The 18,044-nt window shown below is 38.3% G+C and carries 19 protein-coding genes; 11 read left to right on the top strand and 8 right to left on the bottom strand.

Annotation, left to right across the window (positions count from 1 at the left end; genetic code table 11):
* Positions 1-36 precede the first annotated feature (36 nt).
* A complete protein-coding gene (locus Q0X72_RS02275) occupies positions 37-1,497 on the top strand; it encodes a sodium:solute symporter (protein ID WP_297761455.1) in 1,461 nt (486 codons plus the stop codon).
* A gap of 7 nt (positions 1,498-1,504) precedes the next feature.
* On the opposite strand, the gene Q0X72_RS02280 is transcribed toward Q0X72_RS02275, so the two are convergent.
* Both Q0X72_RS02280 and Q0X72_RS02285 read right to left on the bottom strand, forming a co-directional pair.
* Positions 1,505-1,867 carry a CoA-binding protein gene (locus Q0X72_RS02280; RefSeq protein WP_297761457.1) on the bottom strand — a complete coding sequence of 121 codons (363 nt, stop codon included), beginning with the start codon at positions 1,865-1,867 and terminating at the stop codon, positions 1,505-1,507.
* Positions 1,868-2,144: 277 nt separating this feature from the next.
* Positions 2,145-3,152, bottom strand: a complete 1,008-nt coding sequence (locus Q0X72_RS02285) for a 3-oxoacyl-ACP synthase III family protein (protein WP_297761460.1) — start codon at positions 3,150-3,152, stop codon at positions 2,145-2,147.
* 207 nt (positions 3,153-3,359) lie between these two features.
* Here Q0X72_RS02285 and Q0X72_RS02290 point away from each other — a divergent pair, with 207 nt between their 5' ends.
* The gene (locus Q0X72_RS02290; protein ID WP_297761462.1) at positions 3,360-5,819 is read left to right on the top strand and encodes a prolyl oligopeptidase family serine peptidase; all 2,460 of its coding nucleotides are present in this window, start codon (positions 3,360-3,362) and stop codon (positions 5,817-5,819) included.
* A 7-nt stretch (positions 5,820-5,826) separates the two neighbouring features.
* On the opposite strand, the gene Q0X72_RS02295 is transcribed toward Q0X72_RS02290, so the two are convergent.
* Both Q0X72_RS02295 and Q0X72_RS02300 read right to left on the bottom strand, forming a co-directional pair.
* The gene (locus Q0X72_RS02295; protein ID WP_297761465.1) at positions 5,827-7,134 is read right to left on the bottom strand and encodes an AarF/UbiB family protein; all 1,308 of its coding nucleotides are present in this window, start codon (positions 7,132-7,134) and stop codon (positions 5,827-5,829) included.
* 29 nt (positions 7,135-7,163) lie between these two features.
* Positions 7,164-7,823 (bottom strand): TetR family transcriptional regulator C-terminal domain-containing protein, encoded by a 660-nt coding sequence (locus Q0X72_RS02300; RefSeq protein ID WP_297761468.1) that lies wholly within the window; start codon positions 7,821-7,823, stop codon positions 7,164-7,166.
* A gap of 365 nt (positions 7,824-8,188) precedes the next feature.
* Between Q0X72_RS02300 and htpG the strand changes: the two genes are divergently transcribed.
* Both htpG and Q0X72_RS02310 read left to right on the top strand, forming a co-directional pair.
* Positions 8,189-10,072 carry a molecular chaperone HtpG gene (gene htpG, locus Q0X72_RS02305; protein ID WP_297761471.1) on the top strand — a complete coding sequence of 628 codons (1,884 nt, stop codon included), beginning with the start codon at positions 8,189-8,191 and terminating at the stop codon, positions 10,070-10,072.
* Positions 10,073-10,130: 58 nt separating this feature from the next.
* Positions 10,131-10,484 (top strand): MauE/DoxX family redox-associated membrane protein, encoded by a 354-nt coding sequence (locus tag Q0X72_RS02310; protein ID WP_297761474.1) that lies wholly within the window; start codon positions 10,131-10,133, stop codon positions 10,482-10,484.
* A gap of 36 nt (positions 10,485-10,520) precedes the next feature.
* Here the strand turns inward: Q0X72_RS02310 and Q0X72_RS02315 are convergent, their stop codons facing one another.
* Positions 10,521-10,940, bottom strand: a complete 420-nt coding sequence (locus Q0X72_RS02315) for a hypothetical protein (protein ID WP_297761477.1) — start codon at positions 10,938-10,940, stop codon at positions 10,521-10,523.
* Positions 10,930-11,511, bottom strand: coding sequence for a sigma-70 family RNA polymerase sigma factor (locus Q0X72_RS02320; protein ID WP_297761480.1), 582 nt, complete (start codon positions 11,509-11,511; stop codon positions 10,930-10,932). The genes Q0X72_RS02315 and Q0X72_RS02320 overlap by 11 nt, the downstream gene beginning before the upstream one ends.
* A gap of 130 nt (positions 11,512-11,641) precedes the next feature.
* Here Q0X72_RS02320 and Q0X72_RS02325 point away from each other — a divergent pair, with 130 nt between their 5' ends.
* The 4 genes from Q0X72_RS02325 to Q0X72_RS02340 all read left to right on the top strand — a co-directional run bounded on the left by Q0X72_RS02325 (position 11,642) and on the right by Q0X72_RS02340 (position 14,744).
* A complete protein-coding gene (locus Q0X72_RS02325) occupies positions 11,642-11,995 on the top strand; it encodes a DUF6249 domain-containing protein (protein WP_297761483.1) in 354 nt (117 codons plus the stop codon).
* Positions 11,996-12,206: 211 nt separating this feature from the next.
* Positions 12,207-13,268 carry an AraC family transcriptional regulator gene (locus Q0X72_RS02330; RefSeq protein WP_297761486.1) on the top strand — a complete coding sequence of 354 codons (1,062 nt, stop codon included), beginning with the start codon at positions 12,207-12,209 and terminating at the stop codon, positions 13,266-13,268.
* Positions 13,269-13,552: 284 nt separating this feature from the next.
* On the top strand, positions 13,553-14,026 hold the full coding sequence (locus tag Q0X72_RS02335; protein WP_297761489.1) for a hypothetical protein: 474 nt from the start codon (positions 13,553-13,555) through the stop codon (positions 14,024-14,026).
* A gap of 88 nt (positions 14,027-14,114) precedes the next feature.
* The gene (locus Q0X72_RS02340; protein WP_297761492.1) at positions 14,115-14,744 is read left to right on the top strand and encodes an MOSC domain-containing protein; all 630 of its coding nucleotides are present in this window, start codon (positions 14,115-14,117) and stop codon (positions 14,742-14,744) included.
* Positions 14,745-14,786: 42 nt separating this feature from the next.
* Here the strand turns inward: Q0X72_RS02340 and Q0X72_RS02345 are convergent, their stop codons facing one another.
* Complete coding sequence (locus Q0X72_RS02345; RefSeq protein ID WP_297761496.1) at positions 14,787-15,152, bottom strand: hypothetical protein; 366 nt, start codon at positions 15,150-15,152, stop codon at positions 14,787-14,789.
* 211 nt (positions 15,153-15,363) lie between these two features.
* Here Q0X72_RS02345 and Q0X72_RS02350 point away from each other — a divergent pair, with 211 nt between their 5' ends.
* From Q0X72_RS02350 to Q0X72_RS02360, 3 genes are read left to right on the top strand one after another with little or no spacing between them, the layout of a single operon-like run.
* The gene (locus tag Q0X72_RS02350; protein ID WP_297761498.1) at positions 15,364-16,236 is read left to right on the top strand and encodes an AraC family transcriptional regulator; all 873 of its coding nucleotides are present in this window, start codon (positions 15,364-15,366) and stop codon (positions 16,234-16,236) included.
* Positions 16,237-16,241: 5 nt separating this feature from the next.
* Complete coding sequence (locus Q0X72_RS02355; protein WP_297761500.1) at positions 16,242-16,835, top strand: alpha-ketoglutarate-dependent dioxygenase AlkB; 594 nt, start codon at positions 16,242-16,244, stop codon at positions 16,833-16,835.
* A gap of 31 nt (positions 16,836-16,866) precedes the next feature.
* Positions 16,867-17,145: a TIGR03643 family protein gene (locus tag Q0X72_RS02360; RefSeq protein ID WP_297761502.1), complete on the top strand. Its 279-nt coding sequence runs from the start codon at positions 16,867-16,869 to the stop codon at positions 17,143-17,145.
* Here the strand turns inward: Q0X72_RS02360 and Q0X72_RS02365 are convergent.
* Positions 17,142-17,915, bottom strand: coding sequence for a S1/P1 nuclease (locus Q0X72_RS02365; protein ID WP_297761505.1), 774 nt, complete (start codon positions 17,913-17,915; stop codon positions 17,142-17,144). The two genes, Q0X72_RS02360 and Q0X72_RS02365, sit on opposite strands and share 4 nt — an antisense overlap.
* Positions 17,916-18,044: the final 129 nt, after the last annotated feature.

Consider the following 18,044-nt stretch of genomic DNA (forward strand, 5'->3'; position numbering starts at 1 on the left):
TTTACTTTTTGTACTTTGGACGGGAAATTAATTTGAATGACAGCCTCCTACATTCTGCTGCTTATAGGCGCCTATTTCCTGGTCCTGGTTCTTATATCTTACGTCACCGGACGAAATGATTCCAATGCCGATTTTTTTAAGGCAGGGAAGCAGTCGCCCTGGTTTGTTGTGGCCTTTGGAATGATAGGAGCCTCCTTGTCTGGCGTTACTTTTATATCCGTTCCCGGCTGGGTAGAGTCTTCAGATTTCAGTTATATGCAAGTAGTTTTTGGCTACTTGTTTGGGTATTTCGTCATTGCCTTTGTGCTTTTACCTATATATTATCGCCTTAATGTTACTTCCATTTACGAATACTTACAAGATCGTTTTGGTCCTGTTAGTTACAAGATAGGGGCATTGTCTTTCTTTATTTCCAGGGTTCTTGGTGCTTCCTTCAGATTGTTCCTGGTGGCAATAGTCTTACAACAGTTTGTCTTTGACGCATGGAATGTACCATTTGAACTCACTGTTGTTCTTTCTATTTTATTGATCTGGATCTACACTTTTAGGGGAGGAATTAAGACCATTGTCTGGACAGATACATTGCAAACCCTCTTCATGCTGGTCTCAGTGGGGTTATCTATCTATTTTATTAATCAAAAATTAGGGTGGAGTTTTACCGAATTTCTTAGTTCTGAAGAACTAAAAGAGTACAGCACTATTTTTTTTACTGATGATTTCTATGCCAAGAATCATTTTGTAAAATCCTTCCTGGGTGGAATGTTTATTACCATCTGTATGACGGGGCTCGACCAGGACATGATGCAAAAAAATCTAACCTGCCGGAACTTAAAAGATGCCCAAAAAAACATGGTTTCGTTTAGTGTGATCCTGATCCTGGTGAACTTTGTCTTTTTATTGCTTGGAGCCTTGTTGTTCATTTATGCCCAACGCTTTGAAGTTGCCATCCCTTTGATGGATGGTGCACCAAAATCTGATCTCCTATTTCCTGAGATAGCCTTAAATAGTGGCTTGGGCAGTATTGTAGCCAGTACGTTTATTCTTGGTTTGATTGCCGCTGCCTATAGCAGTGCAGACAGTGCCTTAACATCTCTTACCACCTCTTTTTGTGTGGACTTTTTGGGTATTGATAAAAAAGAGCAACACAAACAAAAGCAGCTGCGCAAAAGGGTGCATATTGGGATGAGTGTTCTCCTGGTATTGGTGGTGATCAGCTTTAAGTACATTTTGGACCGGAATGTCATAGACGGATTGCTTACCGTGGCTACCTATACCTATGGCCCATTATTGGGGCTGTTTGCCTTTGGTATCTGTACCAAATACAAAATTAAGGACAAATTAAGCTGGGTAGTGGCCATTGGCTGTGTGCTGATCATTATGCTGGTGGCAAACCTGCCGGCTGAAGCACTTGGGGGTTATCAGGTGGGTTATGAGCTCTTACCGGTCAATGGTCTGTTAACCTTTTTAGGGTTGTTGTTGATCCGAAGAAAAAAATAAGATCTGGCTAATTATACTGCCCGGTAGCCAGCAGTACAAGCGTGCATGCAATTTCAACTTCAATACCTGCTTTCCGAAGTAGCTCGTAAAATTCAGGATTCTCTGTACCGGGATTAAAAATGACCCTTCTGGGTTTTAGGCCAATGATAATGTTGTAATAGACTTTTTGCCTATTAGGGTTTAAATAAAGAGTAATGGTATCTATATCATTAAACGTATCGAACCTTTTCAAAATTTTAACACCTGCCACGCTACCTTCTTTTGCACCGAAGGCTACGGTTTTCACTGATGCTTCCACCAGTCTTTTAATAGCAATATAGCTATATCTGGATGGTTTTAAAGAAGCTCCGAATACCAAGGTCTTTTTCATAAGCTGAAAGGGATGTTAAAGTGTGTTAAGTACTGTAACGTATTGCAATAATTCTCGTCTCTTGTATTAGAATATAACGCATTCATTGGGACGCTGTATTTTAGTTAATGGTTAGTGTTTAGTGCAGCTTAACAATGGTAGAAACCTCGATGCAACCATCGGGGTTTCTTATTTAAGTCTGTTGGATCTCAGTGAATACTTAAATATAAATTTGTCAATCGGACCATGTTTTCTGCTCGAGATGTTTCCACTAGAAGGTTCTAATGGGTACATTGCTTTACCAGCGCATAATAACACTTCCCCAGGTAAATCCACTTCCAAAGGCCGCTAGCACTACCAGGTCACCTTCTTTGATTCTATCTTTTTCCCAGGCTTCAGTTAAAGCAATAGGAATAGAGGCCGCGGTGGTATTACCGTAATTCATGATATTATTGTATACCTGATCATCAGACAACCCAAATTTCCTTTGGATGAACTGAGAGATACGAAGATTGGCCTGGTGAGGGATCAGCATATCAATATCCTTTACATCTAATTTATTCTTTTTGAGCCCTTCCATAATGACCTCTGAGAAACGCACCACAGCATTCTTAAATACCAATTGTCCATTCATATAAGGGTAATACGACACATCATCAGGATCGTTGTCCTTCAAAATATCCGATACCCATCGATGCCCAATACCTGGTGCAAGGAGGGAGAGTTCTTCTGCATACTGGCCTTCCGAATGTAAATGCGTAGACAGTATCCCTTTTTTAGGATCCTCTTCGCGCGTTAGGATTGCTGCCCCGGCCCCATCACCAAAAATCACTGACACTCCCCTACCGCGTGTTGTAAAGTCGAGTCCTCCGGAATGCAATTCTGACCCTATCACCAGAATATTCTTGTACATCCCACTTTTGATATATTGGTCGGCTATGGAAATAGCATATACAAAACCAGAACATTGATTTCTCACATCTAGAGCTCCTACAGTTTTAATATCCAGATCTCGTTGCACCAAAACCCCCGCCCCGGGAAAATAATAATCCGGACTTAGGGTGGCAAAGACAATAAAATCGATGTCATCCTTATCAATACCCGCTCTTTCAATAGCAATTTTGGCAGCTTTTACGCCCATGATAGTTGTGGTATCCTTCCCTTTAACTACGTGCCTGCGTTCCTTGATACCGGTGCGTTCCTGTATCCAGGCATCGTTAGTATCCATCAGTTTGGATAGATCTTCGTTAGTCACCACATTATCTGGCACATAAAAGCCAAGACCCGATATTCTTGAATTATACATAAATGGTAGATTTTCTTCTAAGACCAAAGAGGGTACCTTTCGACCTTTGTTTAGTTTCGTAATCCTAAAATACCTATTCTCAGGAAGCCTTCCTAGTAAATCCACAAAAGAATATGCCCTTTAAATCTAAGAGCTGCCATTTCTCTATTGGACACTTTGATATTCAGAGGTATTTGTAGTAACTTACCTCTCTTCAAAATCATAAAAATGAAACGAGTATATACCTTTTCGAGATCATTTATCCCAGTACTTTTCACCTTTTTCCTGACCATCGGATCAGCACAGGAAAAACTGACATACCAACAACCTTCTCAAGAAATACTGGAGTTGGTCAATGCCCCTTTAGCGCCAACTGTTAGGGTCACAGATAATGGAGATTATATGCTATTGCTCTATAGAGATCCCTACAAGAGTATTCAGGAACTATCTGAAACGGAGTTGCGCCTGGCGGGGTTACGGATCAACCCTGTTACTAATATTGGCAGCCGAACCAATTACTATACTAACATCAAAATAAAATCTACCTCAGGTAAGGAAGTAATACAAGTAACAGGTCTGCCCGAAAATCCGCGTTTGGCTAATTTCAGTTTCTCCCCTGATGAATCCAAAGTAGCTGTTACAAACACTACTACAAAAGGTGTCGAAATCTGGGTCCTTGATATTACTTCTGCCAGGGTACAAAAGCTCACCGATGCCAGGGTGAATGCCAATCTTGGAGATGTTATTAACTGGTTCAAAAGCGGCGATGCTCTTTTGGTTAAAATGCTTCCCGATTCCAGAAAGGACCTCATCGATCAGGCTGAGGCAATACCGGAAGGCCCAACTATCTCAACAAACGATGGGAAGAAAGCCCAAAACAGGACATACCAAGACCTTCTGACCAACCCTGGGGATGAATTCAACTTTCAGCAATTGGCCTTATCTGAACTGTATAAAGTAACTCTTGATGGTTCCATATCCTTATGGAAACCCGCAGCCATGTATAGAAATATTAGTTTTTCTCCGGATGGATCCTATGTAATGGTCCTTACTGTTGAACATCCTTTTTCGTACCTGGTACCCTACTATCGATTTCCATCAACAACGTCTATTTATACACAGCAAGGGGATTTGGTATCTACCCTATTGGAAGTTCCATTAATCGAGGATCTCCCTAAGGGTTTTATGGCAGAGCGAAAAGGAATGCGGGAAATTAGCTGGCGCGCCGACCTCGATGCAACACTAATCTACGTGGAGGCATTGGATGAGGGTGACCCAAATATTGAAGTACCCTACAGAGATGCCGTTTACCAACTAGATGCACCTTTCTCAGGTAAAGGGGATCTAATTCTGAAAACTATTAACAGATTTAACTCTGTAAACTGGGGAACAGAAAATGTGGCTATTGCTACTGATTATTGGTGGAATACACGGAATACCAAGACTTATGTCTTTGATCCCTCCAGTCCTGAAAAACAACCCTCCATAATCTATGACCGAAATTATCAGGATGTCTACAGTAATCCCGGGAATTTTGTAATGAAACGCAACAAAAATGGCAGCATGGTATTATCATTAGACAATAAGAACAATGCTTTTCTCCTTGGTGACGGGTACTCGGAAAAAGGGCAGTTCCCATTTGTGGATCAATTAAATCTGAGTTCGCTTGAAACTGTGAGACTATACCAATCTAAGCTGTCCGATAAAAAAGAAGATTTTAAAGATTATAACGTACTGAAGGACGAGTTGCTGGTTAGCATTGAATCTAAAAGCATGTATCCAAACTACTATTTTAAACATCTGAAAAAACGAAAAGGACCTACCCAATTAACATTCTTTGAGAATCCGTTCAAAAGCATTGAGGATGTTCACAAAGAAGTTATCTCATATACCCGGGAAGATGGATTAGAGTTGAATGGAACCTTGTATCTACCTGTTGGTTATGATAAGAATTCAGGGGAGAAAATGCCTATGATTCTATGGGCGTACCCAAGAGAATACAAAGACAAGAACAGTGCTTCTCAGAATACACAAAACCCGAATGAATTCACGTATCCATCCTGGGGGTCTCCGGTTTATTGGGTAACCAAAGGATATGTAGTATTAGATGATGCCGCCTTTCCTATAATTGGTGAAGAGGAAGAACAACCCAATGACACTTTTAGAGCACAATTGGTTGCCAATGCCAAAGCTGCCATAGATGCGGTAGATGCTATGGGCTATATTGACAGAGAACGTGTGGCGGTTGGAGGCCATAGTTACGGGGCGTTTATGGTAGCTAATTTGTTATCTCACTCCAATCTTTTTGCCGCGGGGATTGCACGAAGTGGAGCGTATAACAGAACTCTTACTCCATTCGGCTTTCAAAGAGAAGAACGGAACTACTGGGAAGCACCAGAGATCTATTACACCATGTCTCCTTTTATGCATGCCGATAAAATGAAGACCCCTCTTTTAATGGTACATGGGGTGGCAGATAATAATTCAGGGACGTATCCTATGCAGAGCGAACGATATTTTAATGCATTGAAAGGACTTGGCGCCACGGTAAGACTGGTAATGCTTCCAAAGGAAAGTCATGGATATCGTGCGAAAGAGAGTGTTCTTCATCTTTTATGGGAACAAGATCAGTGGCTTGAAAAATACGTAAAGAATAAAGGCAGCAATACTGAAGAAGGGACCCGCTAAACTTTTATTACAAATATTTATGGTAGGCGTTAACCTCCACTTCGGCTTTAAGATCGTGCAGGAGGTTATACAAGCCAAAAAATGTTCTGTTTATATAAAGAAAATGGCGAGATCCTCTATTTCCATTCATCTTTCGAATATGTTCATCCTTAGAATACCGCTGACTGAGATCTGCAATGCGTTCCCAAAAAGTATCGGATCCAAAATTGAAATGTTCCTGGTTAAAGGGTAAGGTGAAAAGCGTCAATAATTCCTTGAACAAGGCTTTAAAAAATATTCGCTCTTCTTCTGTATCGCGAGGAGTTAGAATCTCTAATTCATACAGTTTCTCTTCAAATAAGGCATCATTCTCAATTACCTCTGTCCTTGCTAATTCAAAATAAGGGATATAGAATTCATCCGGCACTTCTTTGATACAACCAAAATCGATCGCTATTAGAGAATTGTTTTCACTCACCAAAAAATTACCCGGATGTGGATCTGCATGTACCTTACGAAGTCCATGCATTTGATACATATAAAAATCCCATAAGGTCTGACCTAACTTATCTCCAACTTCTTTCGAAAACGGCCTTTGAGTGAACTCACTTAAATGTGTGCCATTCATCCAGTCCATAGTAATGATCCGATCACTGGAAAGGTCCTCATAGTAATGAGGAAACTCAAGATTCTGGAGGTGACCGCAAGCATCCGAAATTTCTTTGCTTTGTTGAAGTTCCAGAATATAGTTGGTCTCTTCGAGCAACTTATTCTCTACTTCCTGGAAGTATTTTTCGGAATCTTTCCCTTGAAGGTTAAACATACGCGTGGCTATAGGTTTAACCAGAGCCAGATCTGAAGAAATACTCTGAGCCACTCCCGGATATTGGATTTTTACGGCAAGTTTCTTACCGTTTTTCTCGGCCCTGTGAACCTGACCTATGCTGGCAGCGTTGATTGAATCTTTTTCAAACGTATCAAACACTTCTTCGGGAAAGGATCCCAGATATTTCTTAAAGGTCTTTCTCACAAGGGGAGCCGACAATGGAGGTACAGAAAATTGTGCTAATGAAAAACGCTCCACATAGGCCCTTGGCAACAGGTTTTTATCCATACTGAGCATTTGAGCCACTTTAAGGGCACTTCCCTTCATACTTTTTAAACCGTCATAGATGTCTGAGGCGTTATTTTCATTTAGTTCATCGCGTGTAAGCTCAGAATTCACCAGCTTTTTACTATAATATTTTACGTAATTACCACCAACTTTCACACCGGTCTTAACTAATTTACCAGCTCTCTCAATTTTTCCGGTAGGGATCTTATCCAGTGTTTTCATAGCAATTTGTACTTTTTAAAATTTAATTCCTATCCCATGTTTTCTTTGTAGAGGAACTTACCAAAGTCGATTATACTGTCCAGGGGGGTGTTATCAAAGACATCAAAAATTGTTTGGACCGACTTTTCTATGGCGATGTCTGTTTTCTCGAATGAAGGGGATGAGTCATCACGCCAAAATTTTAAAAGAAACAGGAATTGGAACCAGGCTCCTTCGGAGAATAAGGAAGGATTGTGTTTAGAGATCTTAAACGACTTAGTTTCATTGCCCTCATCAATAAGTTCTGCCGCAAAACCTTTGATGTGTTTTCGCAAACTCTTTAATTGCCCCATTTTCTTGAGCATAAAACCTTGTTGATTGAGAGTGAACAACACATAACTTCTATTGAGCGTCAGCATTTCAAAGAAGGTAAAAAAGAAAGTAAGCATCTTGTCTTTGTTGGAAAAACTATCAAACTCCTTATTCTTCTCCATGAGTTTTTGGGTTTTCTCAAAAAAAGTATCCCAGATACTTTTCTGAAGATTCTCTATAGAACCAAAGTGACCGTAGAATTGGTCTTCTGTGACGTCAATGGACTTACAAAACTTATAGACAGAAGCAGGTACTTTTTCATGTTCCAGGACATATGTCATGTACCCTGAAATAATCTGATCCTTAATAGAAATTGCAGTAGCTTTTTTGGCTGCCATATCGTTATTTTTTGTTTATGTAAAAATACTATTTTATAAACATTTAACTGTTAAAAATATGCGAATAAAACGCCTGAATTAAAAAAGCGTGTTTCCAAGTGAAAACACGCTTTCTAACAACCTAACCAATTAATAAACAAACTGATTACTAAAATCAATTTTACTTTTTCATAGCAATGATCTTTTCGTAATCACAAAACAAATATAACTAATGTTTAATTATTAATCATATTTATTAAACAAAATAATATGTTAAAGTTTTGCTTTACTTAGAAAGAAGATAAAAATGTGTGCCAGTTTGTCACACTGATCAGCTATGGTACTTTTTTTGACCTTACAAAGGAGTTAACTAAAAAATAATAAAAATGGCAACAGGTAAGATCAATGTTTCTGTAGAGAATATTTTTCCGCTTATTAAAAAATTCTTGTACAGTGACCATGAAATATTCCTAAGAGAATTAATATCGAATGCAACAGATGCAACGCTTAAACTAAAACACCTAAGTTCTATTGGCGAAGTAAAAGTGGAATACGGCAATCCCAAGATAGAAGTGAAGATAGACAAGAAGGGCAAAAAACTTCATTTCATTGATGAGGGGATTGGGATGACCCAGGAAGAGGTAAAAAAATATATCAACGAGGTAGCCTTTTCAGGTGCTGAAGAATTTTTGGATAAATACAAGGACGCCGGGAAAGATTCAGGGATCATCGGACATTTTGGCCTTGGGTTCTATTCCTCATTTATGGTTGCCAAAAAGGTTGAGATCCTCACCAAAAGCTATAAAGATGAACCGGCGGCACATTGGAGCTGTGACGGTTCTCCGGAATTCAGTTTGAAGAAAGGGAAAAAGGAATCTCGTGGAACTGAGATCATATTGCACATTGCAGATGATTCCACAGAATTCCTGGAAGAACAACGTATCAGGGAGTTGCTCAGCAAGTACAATAAATTCATGCCTATCCCTATTAAGTTTGGGACCCGTACAGAAACCCTCCCTAAACCTAAAGGAGCTAAAGAAGAAGATCCGGCTCCTACTAAAGAGGTAGATGATATCATCAATAATCCAAACCCTGCCTGGACCAAAAAGCCTACGGAACTAAAAGAGGAAGACTATAAGTCCTTTTACAGGGAACTGTATCCAATGCAGTTTGAAGAACCCCTTTTTAATATACATCTCAATGTAGATTATCCTTTTAATCTAACAGGGATCCTATACTTTCCGAAGCTAACCAACGATCTGAATATTCAGAAAGACAGGATACAGCTCTATCAGAATCAGGTATTTGTTACAGATAATGTGGAAGGAATTGTACCGGAATTCCTTACGATGCTGCGAGGAGTGATCGACTCTCCGGATATTCCGTTAAATGTTTCCCGCTCGTATTTGCAGGCCGACGGGGCTGTAAAAAAGATCTCATCTTATATCTCAAGAAAAGTGGCAGATAAACTAGCCTCTCTTTTTAAAGAGAATCGTGAAGATTTTGAAGCTAAATGGAACGATATTAAGATCGTCATTGAATACGGAATGCTTTCTGAAGATAAATTCTTCGAAAAAGCGGATGCTTTTGCTCTCTACCCAACTGTGGATGGAAGTTATTTCACCTTTGAGGAGCTAAAAGAAAAGACATCGGCTTTACAAACGGATAAAGACGATAAGCTAGTTGTGTTGTATGCTAGTGACAAAGAAGCACAACACAGCTATATTGAAGCTGCAAAAGCCAAAGGTTATGAAGTATTGCTAATGGATTCTCCAATCGTAGGGCACCTGCTTCAAAAACTTGAAACTTCCAAGGAAAAAGTATCCTTCGCCAGGGTAGATGCCGATCATCTGGAAAACCTGATCAAAAAAGAGGAAACTCAGATCAGTAAACTCTCAGACGAAGAAAATGAGAAACTCAAGACTCAAATAGAAGAAGCAGTGGGCGAAAAAGGGTATACCGTTCAACTGGAACCTATGGATAGCCATGCTGCCCCTTTTATTATTACTGAGCCGGAATTTATGCGCAGAATGAAGGAGATGCAGCAAACCGGTGGAGGAATGATGGGTATGGGAAGTATGCCAGACATGTTCAATCTGGTGGTGAATACCAATCATGAGCTTGTTGGAGAGATATTGAATACTAAAACTGCCAAGAAAAGAGAACGACTCATTAATCAGTCGCTAGATCTTGCCAGACTCTCCAAAGGCCTTTTAAAAGGTGAAGCTTTAACCAACTTCATTAAACGCAGTTACGAAATGGTAAAATAAATTTAAAATCTTGCATTAAAAAGGCCGCTTTATCGAGTGGCCTTTTTATTTTTACAACATGAATGAACCCTGGCATCTTTACGCAATGGCTGCAATGTACATGGTTGCAGGGATACTGCATTTTGTAAAACCCGCAGCGTATATGAGGATCATGCCCAAATACCTTCCCAACCACAGGGAATTGGTGTATGCAAGCGGTGTAACTGAGATTGGGCTTGGGATCGGTTTGTGTATACCCCAACTGAAAAATATGGCCATTATAGGCATCATCTTAATGTTGGTAGTCTTTTTAATGGTTCATTTCTATATGCTCCGAGGCGAAAAAGAAGGAGCCGGCATTCCCAAATGGATCCTTTTACTCAGGATACCTCTTCAATTTGGTTTAATGTATTGGGCCTATTGGTATTATTAAGCGGATCGAATAAGCGCAAGATTTTTAAATTATTACCTAAAATATTACCCTTTTTTTTGACCAGCTTTTTTTTAGCCATACTATTTGGATGGCAACACAACTGATTAAAGCCAAGGAAGATAATAGTAATATTTTACTGCTTGAAATAGAAGGCAAATTACCACTGAATATCGCATTTGTTTGCTCTGTTATGGATGAGAAAAAACCGGAAAGCACAGTCCCTTGTTCCCCGGTAATATATCCAATAAGCAAAAGGGCAACAGCTAGGAAACTCATTGCAACCCATGAAGTCATTGAAAATACTGGAGTATAAACAGTTGGAATACTTGGTTCACTAGAAGCTTTTAATTTACCCAGTACGGTATCTGTAAACTGCTCATGGGGTTCCTCCAAAGGGATCTCTTTTGTGAGTTGCCTGATAAAGGCATCTAATGCTCTTTCGTTCTCAGTGCTCATAATTTGTTACTTTTTCTTTTAATAAGGAAGTACTTAAATATATTGCCAATTGTTTTCTACTTCGAAATAACCTGACTTTTATTACTTGTGGACTTAATGAAACGATTTCTGCGATCTCACGGATCGATAATTCTTCAAAATAAAACAAGGTCACAATGGCAGCATCTTCTTCTGACAATCGGTCTATGGCCGCCTTTACAATGCTTGCACGGTCTTGCCGTTCCAGCTCCTCCAAAATCCCACTCATCACCTTTATATCTGTGGGTTTATACCTATCCAACGAAATAGAGGTTATAAGCCGCTTCTTTTTCTTGAGTTGATCCAGACTTTGGAAATAAGCTATCTTATATAACCAAGTAGAGAATTTAGCATCTCCTTTAAAGGTATTCAGTGCTTTATACGCCTTTAGAAAAGTATCTTGTGCTATTTCCTCTGCATCCTCCTTATTTCTAAGCATTCTGCAAGCTAATGTAAAAACCATTTGCTTGTAGCGGTCTATAAGCACTCCAAAAGCCTTCATATCACCATGAATGCTTTTGCTAACTAAATCCGAGTCCTTTAGTTGCGCCATTTGTTCTATAAGACGGTTCACTTCCCAAATAGGTTACAGAATATTTTAAATAAAATATAGTATTTCTGTAACCCATCCTATAAATATACCGTCATACCTCTAAAACATGGTTTAATTAATACACATCAACATGGGAGGAGAAGTTATAGTATTTATTAGTTTATTTTTGGTGGTCTTTGGCATCTGTTATCTTTATTTTACAACGCGAAACAAAGAAAGGCTGGCATTGATTGAAAAAGGAGCAGAGGCCAGTATTTTTGTCAAGGGGAAAAAAGAAGGAGCGGCGCCCTTCTGGAAAGTACTTATTGTAAATTTAGCCTTGTTGCTAATGGGTATCGGAATCGCTATTTTCATAGCATCTTTTTTGGCAAACGCTTTAGGCTTAGACGAAGAGGTGGCATACCCGGGAACAATTTTTCTGATGGCAGGCCTTGGTTTATATGTAGGCTTTACCATGACGAAGAAATTAGAAAAAGAAGAATGACATAATCTTAGAATTCGATAATTTTATTAAACCACCGTTCTTTTGCGCGGTGGTTTTTTATCTTTAACCCCTGAATGAACCTTTTTAATCTATAAAATCCTGTATATCCAGATTAGAAAATTACCGGCCATTAGTTTTGATTGATACCATAGACCTTACTTTTAACCTTCAATCCATATTAGATATCCTGGGATTATTACAGGGTATCACATTGGGTATTTTGTTATTAATATTAAATTACAGGCACTTTAGGAGTACTTATTTTCTTGGGTTATTTTTATTGTTGTTTTCTTTGAAATTGGCGATTTTCATTCCAAAGGGATTAAATATTGATCAGCTATACCCAGAATTATTTCTTTTACCCTTTAATTTTTCCTGGCTACTTTTTCCCATCTTCTTTATCTATACGCAGAAAGTTTCAATATTTTCTGATCAAAAAATAAAATATTGGTTACTCTATCCAGGAATATTATCAATAGCACTTCAATTAATTATTTATTTCCTTCCATACTCCACTAAACTGGTTATTGCCCAAAGTTTTTGGCATGAACTGGTATTTACTATTCTAGGCATAAGTTATTCATGGGTCATCGGTATTTGGAATTTAAAGCTACTGAACCAGCACAGAACCGAAGTTCAGAATACTTTCTCTTTTTTGGAAAACAAGGTATTGCTTTGGGTGCGAATTTTTCTGATTTACAGTTTGTCAACTTCCGTGTTAATACATATACTTTACTATGTTTCCCCTGATAATTACTATTTTAAGATCCTCTTTTCGATTTTTGATCTTATAGCTATTTACTGGATAGCGGTCAATGGCGTAATACAGCAAAATGTTTTATCCATTCTTGCCAAAAAAGAATCTGGTATTCCATCTCAGTACACCTTTGCTATGGAAAATGACCAAAGAAAAATTGTCAATGAAAAAGATCTTAAAACTTTAATGGAAGAAATAGACTCATATATGAAAACAACTGAGGCTTTTTTACTAAGCGAACTTACGATCATTGATTTAGCTGAAAAATTGAATATCCATCCAAAAAAAATTTCCACAAGTATCAATAAAATCTTACATCAAAACTTTAATTCTTATGTTAATCAGCTTCGCATAAAAAAAGCAGAAACCCTATTAAAAGACCAATCTTCAAATTATTTTAGTATTGAAGGTATTAGCAAGGAAGTAGGATTTCATAGTAAAAGTGCTTTTTATGAAGCCTTTAAGAAAGTTACTGGTACCACGCCTAACAAATACAAGGAAAGAAACTCCGAATAAATAAACAGCTCTTCTACTTTCTTTAGGAAATTAAGATCTACTTCTTGATTAAAACCCGGGTACCTGCCAGTATTGATTCCTGATTTCGGAACAAAAGGGACAATTAATCTGCAATTTAGTCCTGAATTCCGAAATCCATACTCATTTGCCCTTTAGATGGTTTGTTTCCGGAAAATATTTATGAAAACTTAGAGTTAAAAGATTGTCAATCTAAATTCCGATTACATTATATTTTACTTTCTCAGGAAATTTAAATTCTTGAAAAGCTTTAATTAAATTATGCTATGACCATTAAAGAAAATCAAAAAGCCAAATTGCTTAAATACGTCGCTATCAATGATGCAGGAAATTTCAATACCTGGAATCCTGCACATATAAGGGAATTAAAAAATAATGAAGTTAATGCGGATCTAGGCCAGAGAATACTATTCGAAAACGAATATCTACGTATTTGGGAAGTTGTATTATTGCCTAAAGAGCGACTTTCATTTCGAAAAATGGAATTAGATTATTGCTGGGTAGCTGGTTCTGAGGGAATGGTGATTTCCAGGTTTTCTGATGGAAAAATTGTGCTAATGCATTTAGAAAAGGGAGATTCTGAATTTTTGGAGCATGAGGATAAACATGCCATATATGATTTGGAAAACATTGGACAAGACATTATCTATTTTCAAATGACAGAATTTAAAGGCGAGCAATTATTTGTTAAAGAAAGTATTCAGGAAGGTTTAAAACGAAATTCTACCCGTAACCAATAATTTTCCAAAATTTTGTAATATAGAGAAACAAAGGATGAAGCCATCTCGTAATTTCTGATTGTACGAGTTGGTTTTTTATCTTTAAGCCATGAAAGTTATCTCTACCAACCTGGGCAAGTCCACAACCATTCATTGGAACAGTAAGGAAGAAAAAACCGGGATCTTTAAATATCCTGTTGCGGAGCCTATTTTTCTTGGGCTCACAAAGGTAGAGAAGGATACCATAACAGATCGCAAACACCATGGAGGCTCTTTTAAGGCCTGCTATCTGTTTTCTTCAACCTATTATCCTTTCTGGCAAGAACGCTACCCATCACTAGATTGGGACTGGGGTATGTTTGGGGAGAATATTACGGTTAAAGGTATGGATGAAGCCCAATTGATTATCGGATCTGTTTACCAACTAGGCAATGCCTTAGTTCAAATAACGATCCCAAGGGAACCCTGTTACAAATTGGGAATACGTTTTAAGGATCAGAAGATTATAAAAGAGTTTATTGAGCATGGTCATCCCGGTACCTACGTCAGGGTATTGAACGAGGGTACAGTCCAAAAAGGAGACTCCTTCTTATTACAAGACCAGGCAAACCACAATGTAAACATCTCCGATTTTTACAGAATGTTATACGCCAAGGAAAAAGACCAAGATCTGCTAAAAATAGTTCAAGGTTTAGAGGCCATCCCGAAACGTACCAGGGATAAATTGAGCAGGTATTAAAAAAGGGGCCATAAGGCCCCTTTTCGCTGAATTAAACTAAACTTACTTAACTACGTAATACTCATAATACGTCTCGTTTCCGTCTTTCACAATTACTTTGTAACTGTCTTGAACGGCACTACTAAAATTAAATGCCTTCTCTACTACCAATGTATTCTTAAGGGTTTCACTATAAACTACCCGGTTTTCACTGTCGATCACCCTGATCTGAACATCACCCATTTCCTGGTTAAAGAAATTCATAAACAATTTGCTTTTAGTTTTTCTGAAAAAAGGCTTGTGTTCCCCATCGGCAGTCATACTAATTCCATTGTTTTTAACTGGTAAAACAGATGGCGTGGTATGTGCAAAACTTAAGGCAGTTGTAAATAAGAAAGCAATTGCAGTAATACTTTTTAATGTTTTCATGTTTCTTTTTTTTTAGTTACTAATTAAATTCAGGACAAACTTACGCCCGGAATAATGGCTGTACTACTGCATATTTTTCTTATTTCTATTCTATTTTAACTACAATCAGCCTTAAAATTAGGTTAATTGATAAAATACCATATATTTTAGGTAATTTTGCAAAGTTACATCCTTTGAAGGAGTAGTAATTTTACATTGATTTACAATTAATATGATTCAACAGAAACCTACTTTTGAAGCTATTGCCCCCAATTTTGGCAACTCATTCACCTATCAGAAATTTGACGAGGACAGGCTTAATAAAAATAATGTTTGGCATTATCACCCGGAAATAGAACTTGTCTATGTAAATGGGGGAGCCGGAAAACGCCAAATTGGTAGTCATGTCTCCTATTATACTAAAGGGGATCTTATCCTTATAGGGAGTAATCTTCCACATTGCGGCCTCACTGATAAATTAACAGGAAATAAAAAAGAAACGGTGGTCCAAATGAAGCAAGACTTTTTGGGGAACGACTTCTTTAACATTCCTGAAATGAAACATATACAGTCGCTTTTCACACTGGCTGCCGGCGGTATTGCTTTTTCAGGTAAAACCAAGAGAAATATTGGTGATAAGATGGAGGTATTGGAGTATCAAACCGATTTTCAACGGTTGCTGTCTATCCTTAACATTCTTAATGAACTAGCCTCCTCTGAAGAGTACAAGATCTTGAATGCGGCCGGTTTCTCATTAAAAACAGAGGTAAAAGACAATGACCGCATCAATGTGGTCTTCAATCATGTTAAACAGCATTTTAAAGAAGATATCTCTTTAGATGATATGGCAGATATGGTAAGTATGACTGTACCTTCCTTTTGCCGTTATTTTAAAAAGATCACCAACAAGACCTTTGTACAATTCGTGAACGAATGTCGTTTGGTCCACGCCTCAAAACTACTCGCCGAACAGCCAATGAGCATTACCGAAGTTTGTTTTGAAAGCGGATTTAATAATTTTTCTCACTTCAACAAATCGTTCAAAGCCTTTGCAGGACGTAATCCTTCCGAATATAGAAATGAGCTTAAAAAAGTAATGACCTGAAAAAAATGACTCAGGATGCCTTAAAAATAAACTTGCCGGAAAGCGACATAATCTACTATCCTAACTTTCTTTCCTCAGAAAATGCTACGCAGTTAATGAACATCCTGCAGACAACTATTGCCTGGCAACAAGACAATATTACCGTTTTCGGCAAAACATATCCCCAACCCCGTCTCACGGCACTTTATGGCAACAACATGCAGCCATATTCGTACTCTGATATCACTATGTATCCTCTACCCTTTACAAAAGAATTAAATGAAGTTAAAACAACTATAGAATCCCTTATTTCTCCTACGGTATTCACCAGCTGTTTGTTGAATCTTTACAGAGATGGAAAGGACAGTAATGGCTGGCATGCGGATGACGAAGCATCCCTGGGTAAAAATCCCGTGATAGCCTCGGTCTCATTAGGTCAGGAACGGTTTTTTAATTTTAAACATAAGAAAGATAAAAGCTTGAAACACAAAATGCTCTTAACGCATGGCAGCCTGCTTATCATGAAAGGAAGTACTCAACATAATTGGCTTCATCAGATCCCAAAGACCAGCAGGAAGATAGGAGAACGAATCAACCTTACATTTCGCGTAATTTTATAACTCAAAGACATTTTAATACCTTTGCAGCGCTATGAAAAAAGAATTTACAGAACGGGAATTAGACCGTATCATTGAAATGGCCTGGGAAGACAGAACACCTTTTGACGCCATAACCTTTCAATTTGAGATCACAGAACAAGAGACCATTGAGATCATGCGAAGGGAGATGAAACCCAGTAGTTTTAGAATGTGGCGTAAACGGGTACAGGGCAGAACAACCAAGCATGCGAAATTAAGATCGGGTACCATAGACCGTTTTAAGAGCAGTCAGCAGCGGAATATTTCGGGAAATAAAATTTCGAAACGTTAATCAAAAAGGTCATTCAACACTGCTGCCAGCCTTACCCCTCCTTTAAGTAGTTGATCTTCTACAGTTGTCCAATAGGCATAGCTGTATTGATATCCTAATTTCTCGCCATTCTCTGCAGAAGCATAAAGTTGATTAGCCAGGATGTGAGATTCTTCCACCCAGTTAAAAACATTGCCTTTTTGTAATTCAATACGTTCTTTTCTGGACAGCTTCGGCATGTTGGCAGAAAGCTCAGTATAGCTCATCCCATAGTGATCAATAAGGTTTGTATCCCATAATCTATGCAGGTTACTGCCATTTCCAAACCATTGAATTTGAATATCATTCCCTCCCCTGTTTTCTTCCCAGCCGGCATGTAAGGGCTGATGAAGGTCTCCAATAAAATGTACCAACATTTTTAGAAAAAATGTCTTCTCTGCAGGAGAGGTCAGCGGGTTTTTTACTTTTTCTATACAGGTCTGAATTGCCACAACTATATCCCCTTCCTGACTTGGTGCTACATCACCATATTTCATTTCTGCCGGATAGTTAACATAGTGCCATGGATAATATTTGTCATACAGAGAATCCGACTTAATATCGTCTGCAAAATTGGCCACAGATGCAAGGCTTTTGCCCTCCAGAATACGGCAAATCATCCTTTTTGCCTTCCTGCTTAGATGCATTTGTGCTATTTCACCTACTACCCTATGCCCCGTTTTACCCCATATAGGTGTATTGGCAAACCCCAATTGAGAAACCAAAAACAATAAAAGTAAACCTTTCTTCATCTCTTATACTTTTTGTCAAAAATAGAGAATCGCCTTTAAAGGCATTGTTAAATATTGAGAGTATACTACCCAAAGTAGATTCTTTGTAAATTTTGGGATTTCTTTAACGGTTTAATCTGTTAAATTTGC

The organism is uncultured Muriicola sp. (genome assembly GCF_947258935.1).
GTDB lineage: Bacteria > Bacteroidota > Bacteroidia > Flavobacteriales > Flavobacteriaceae > Muriicola.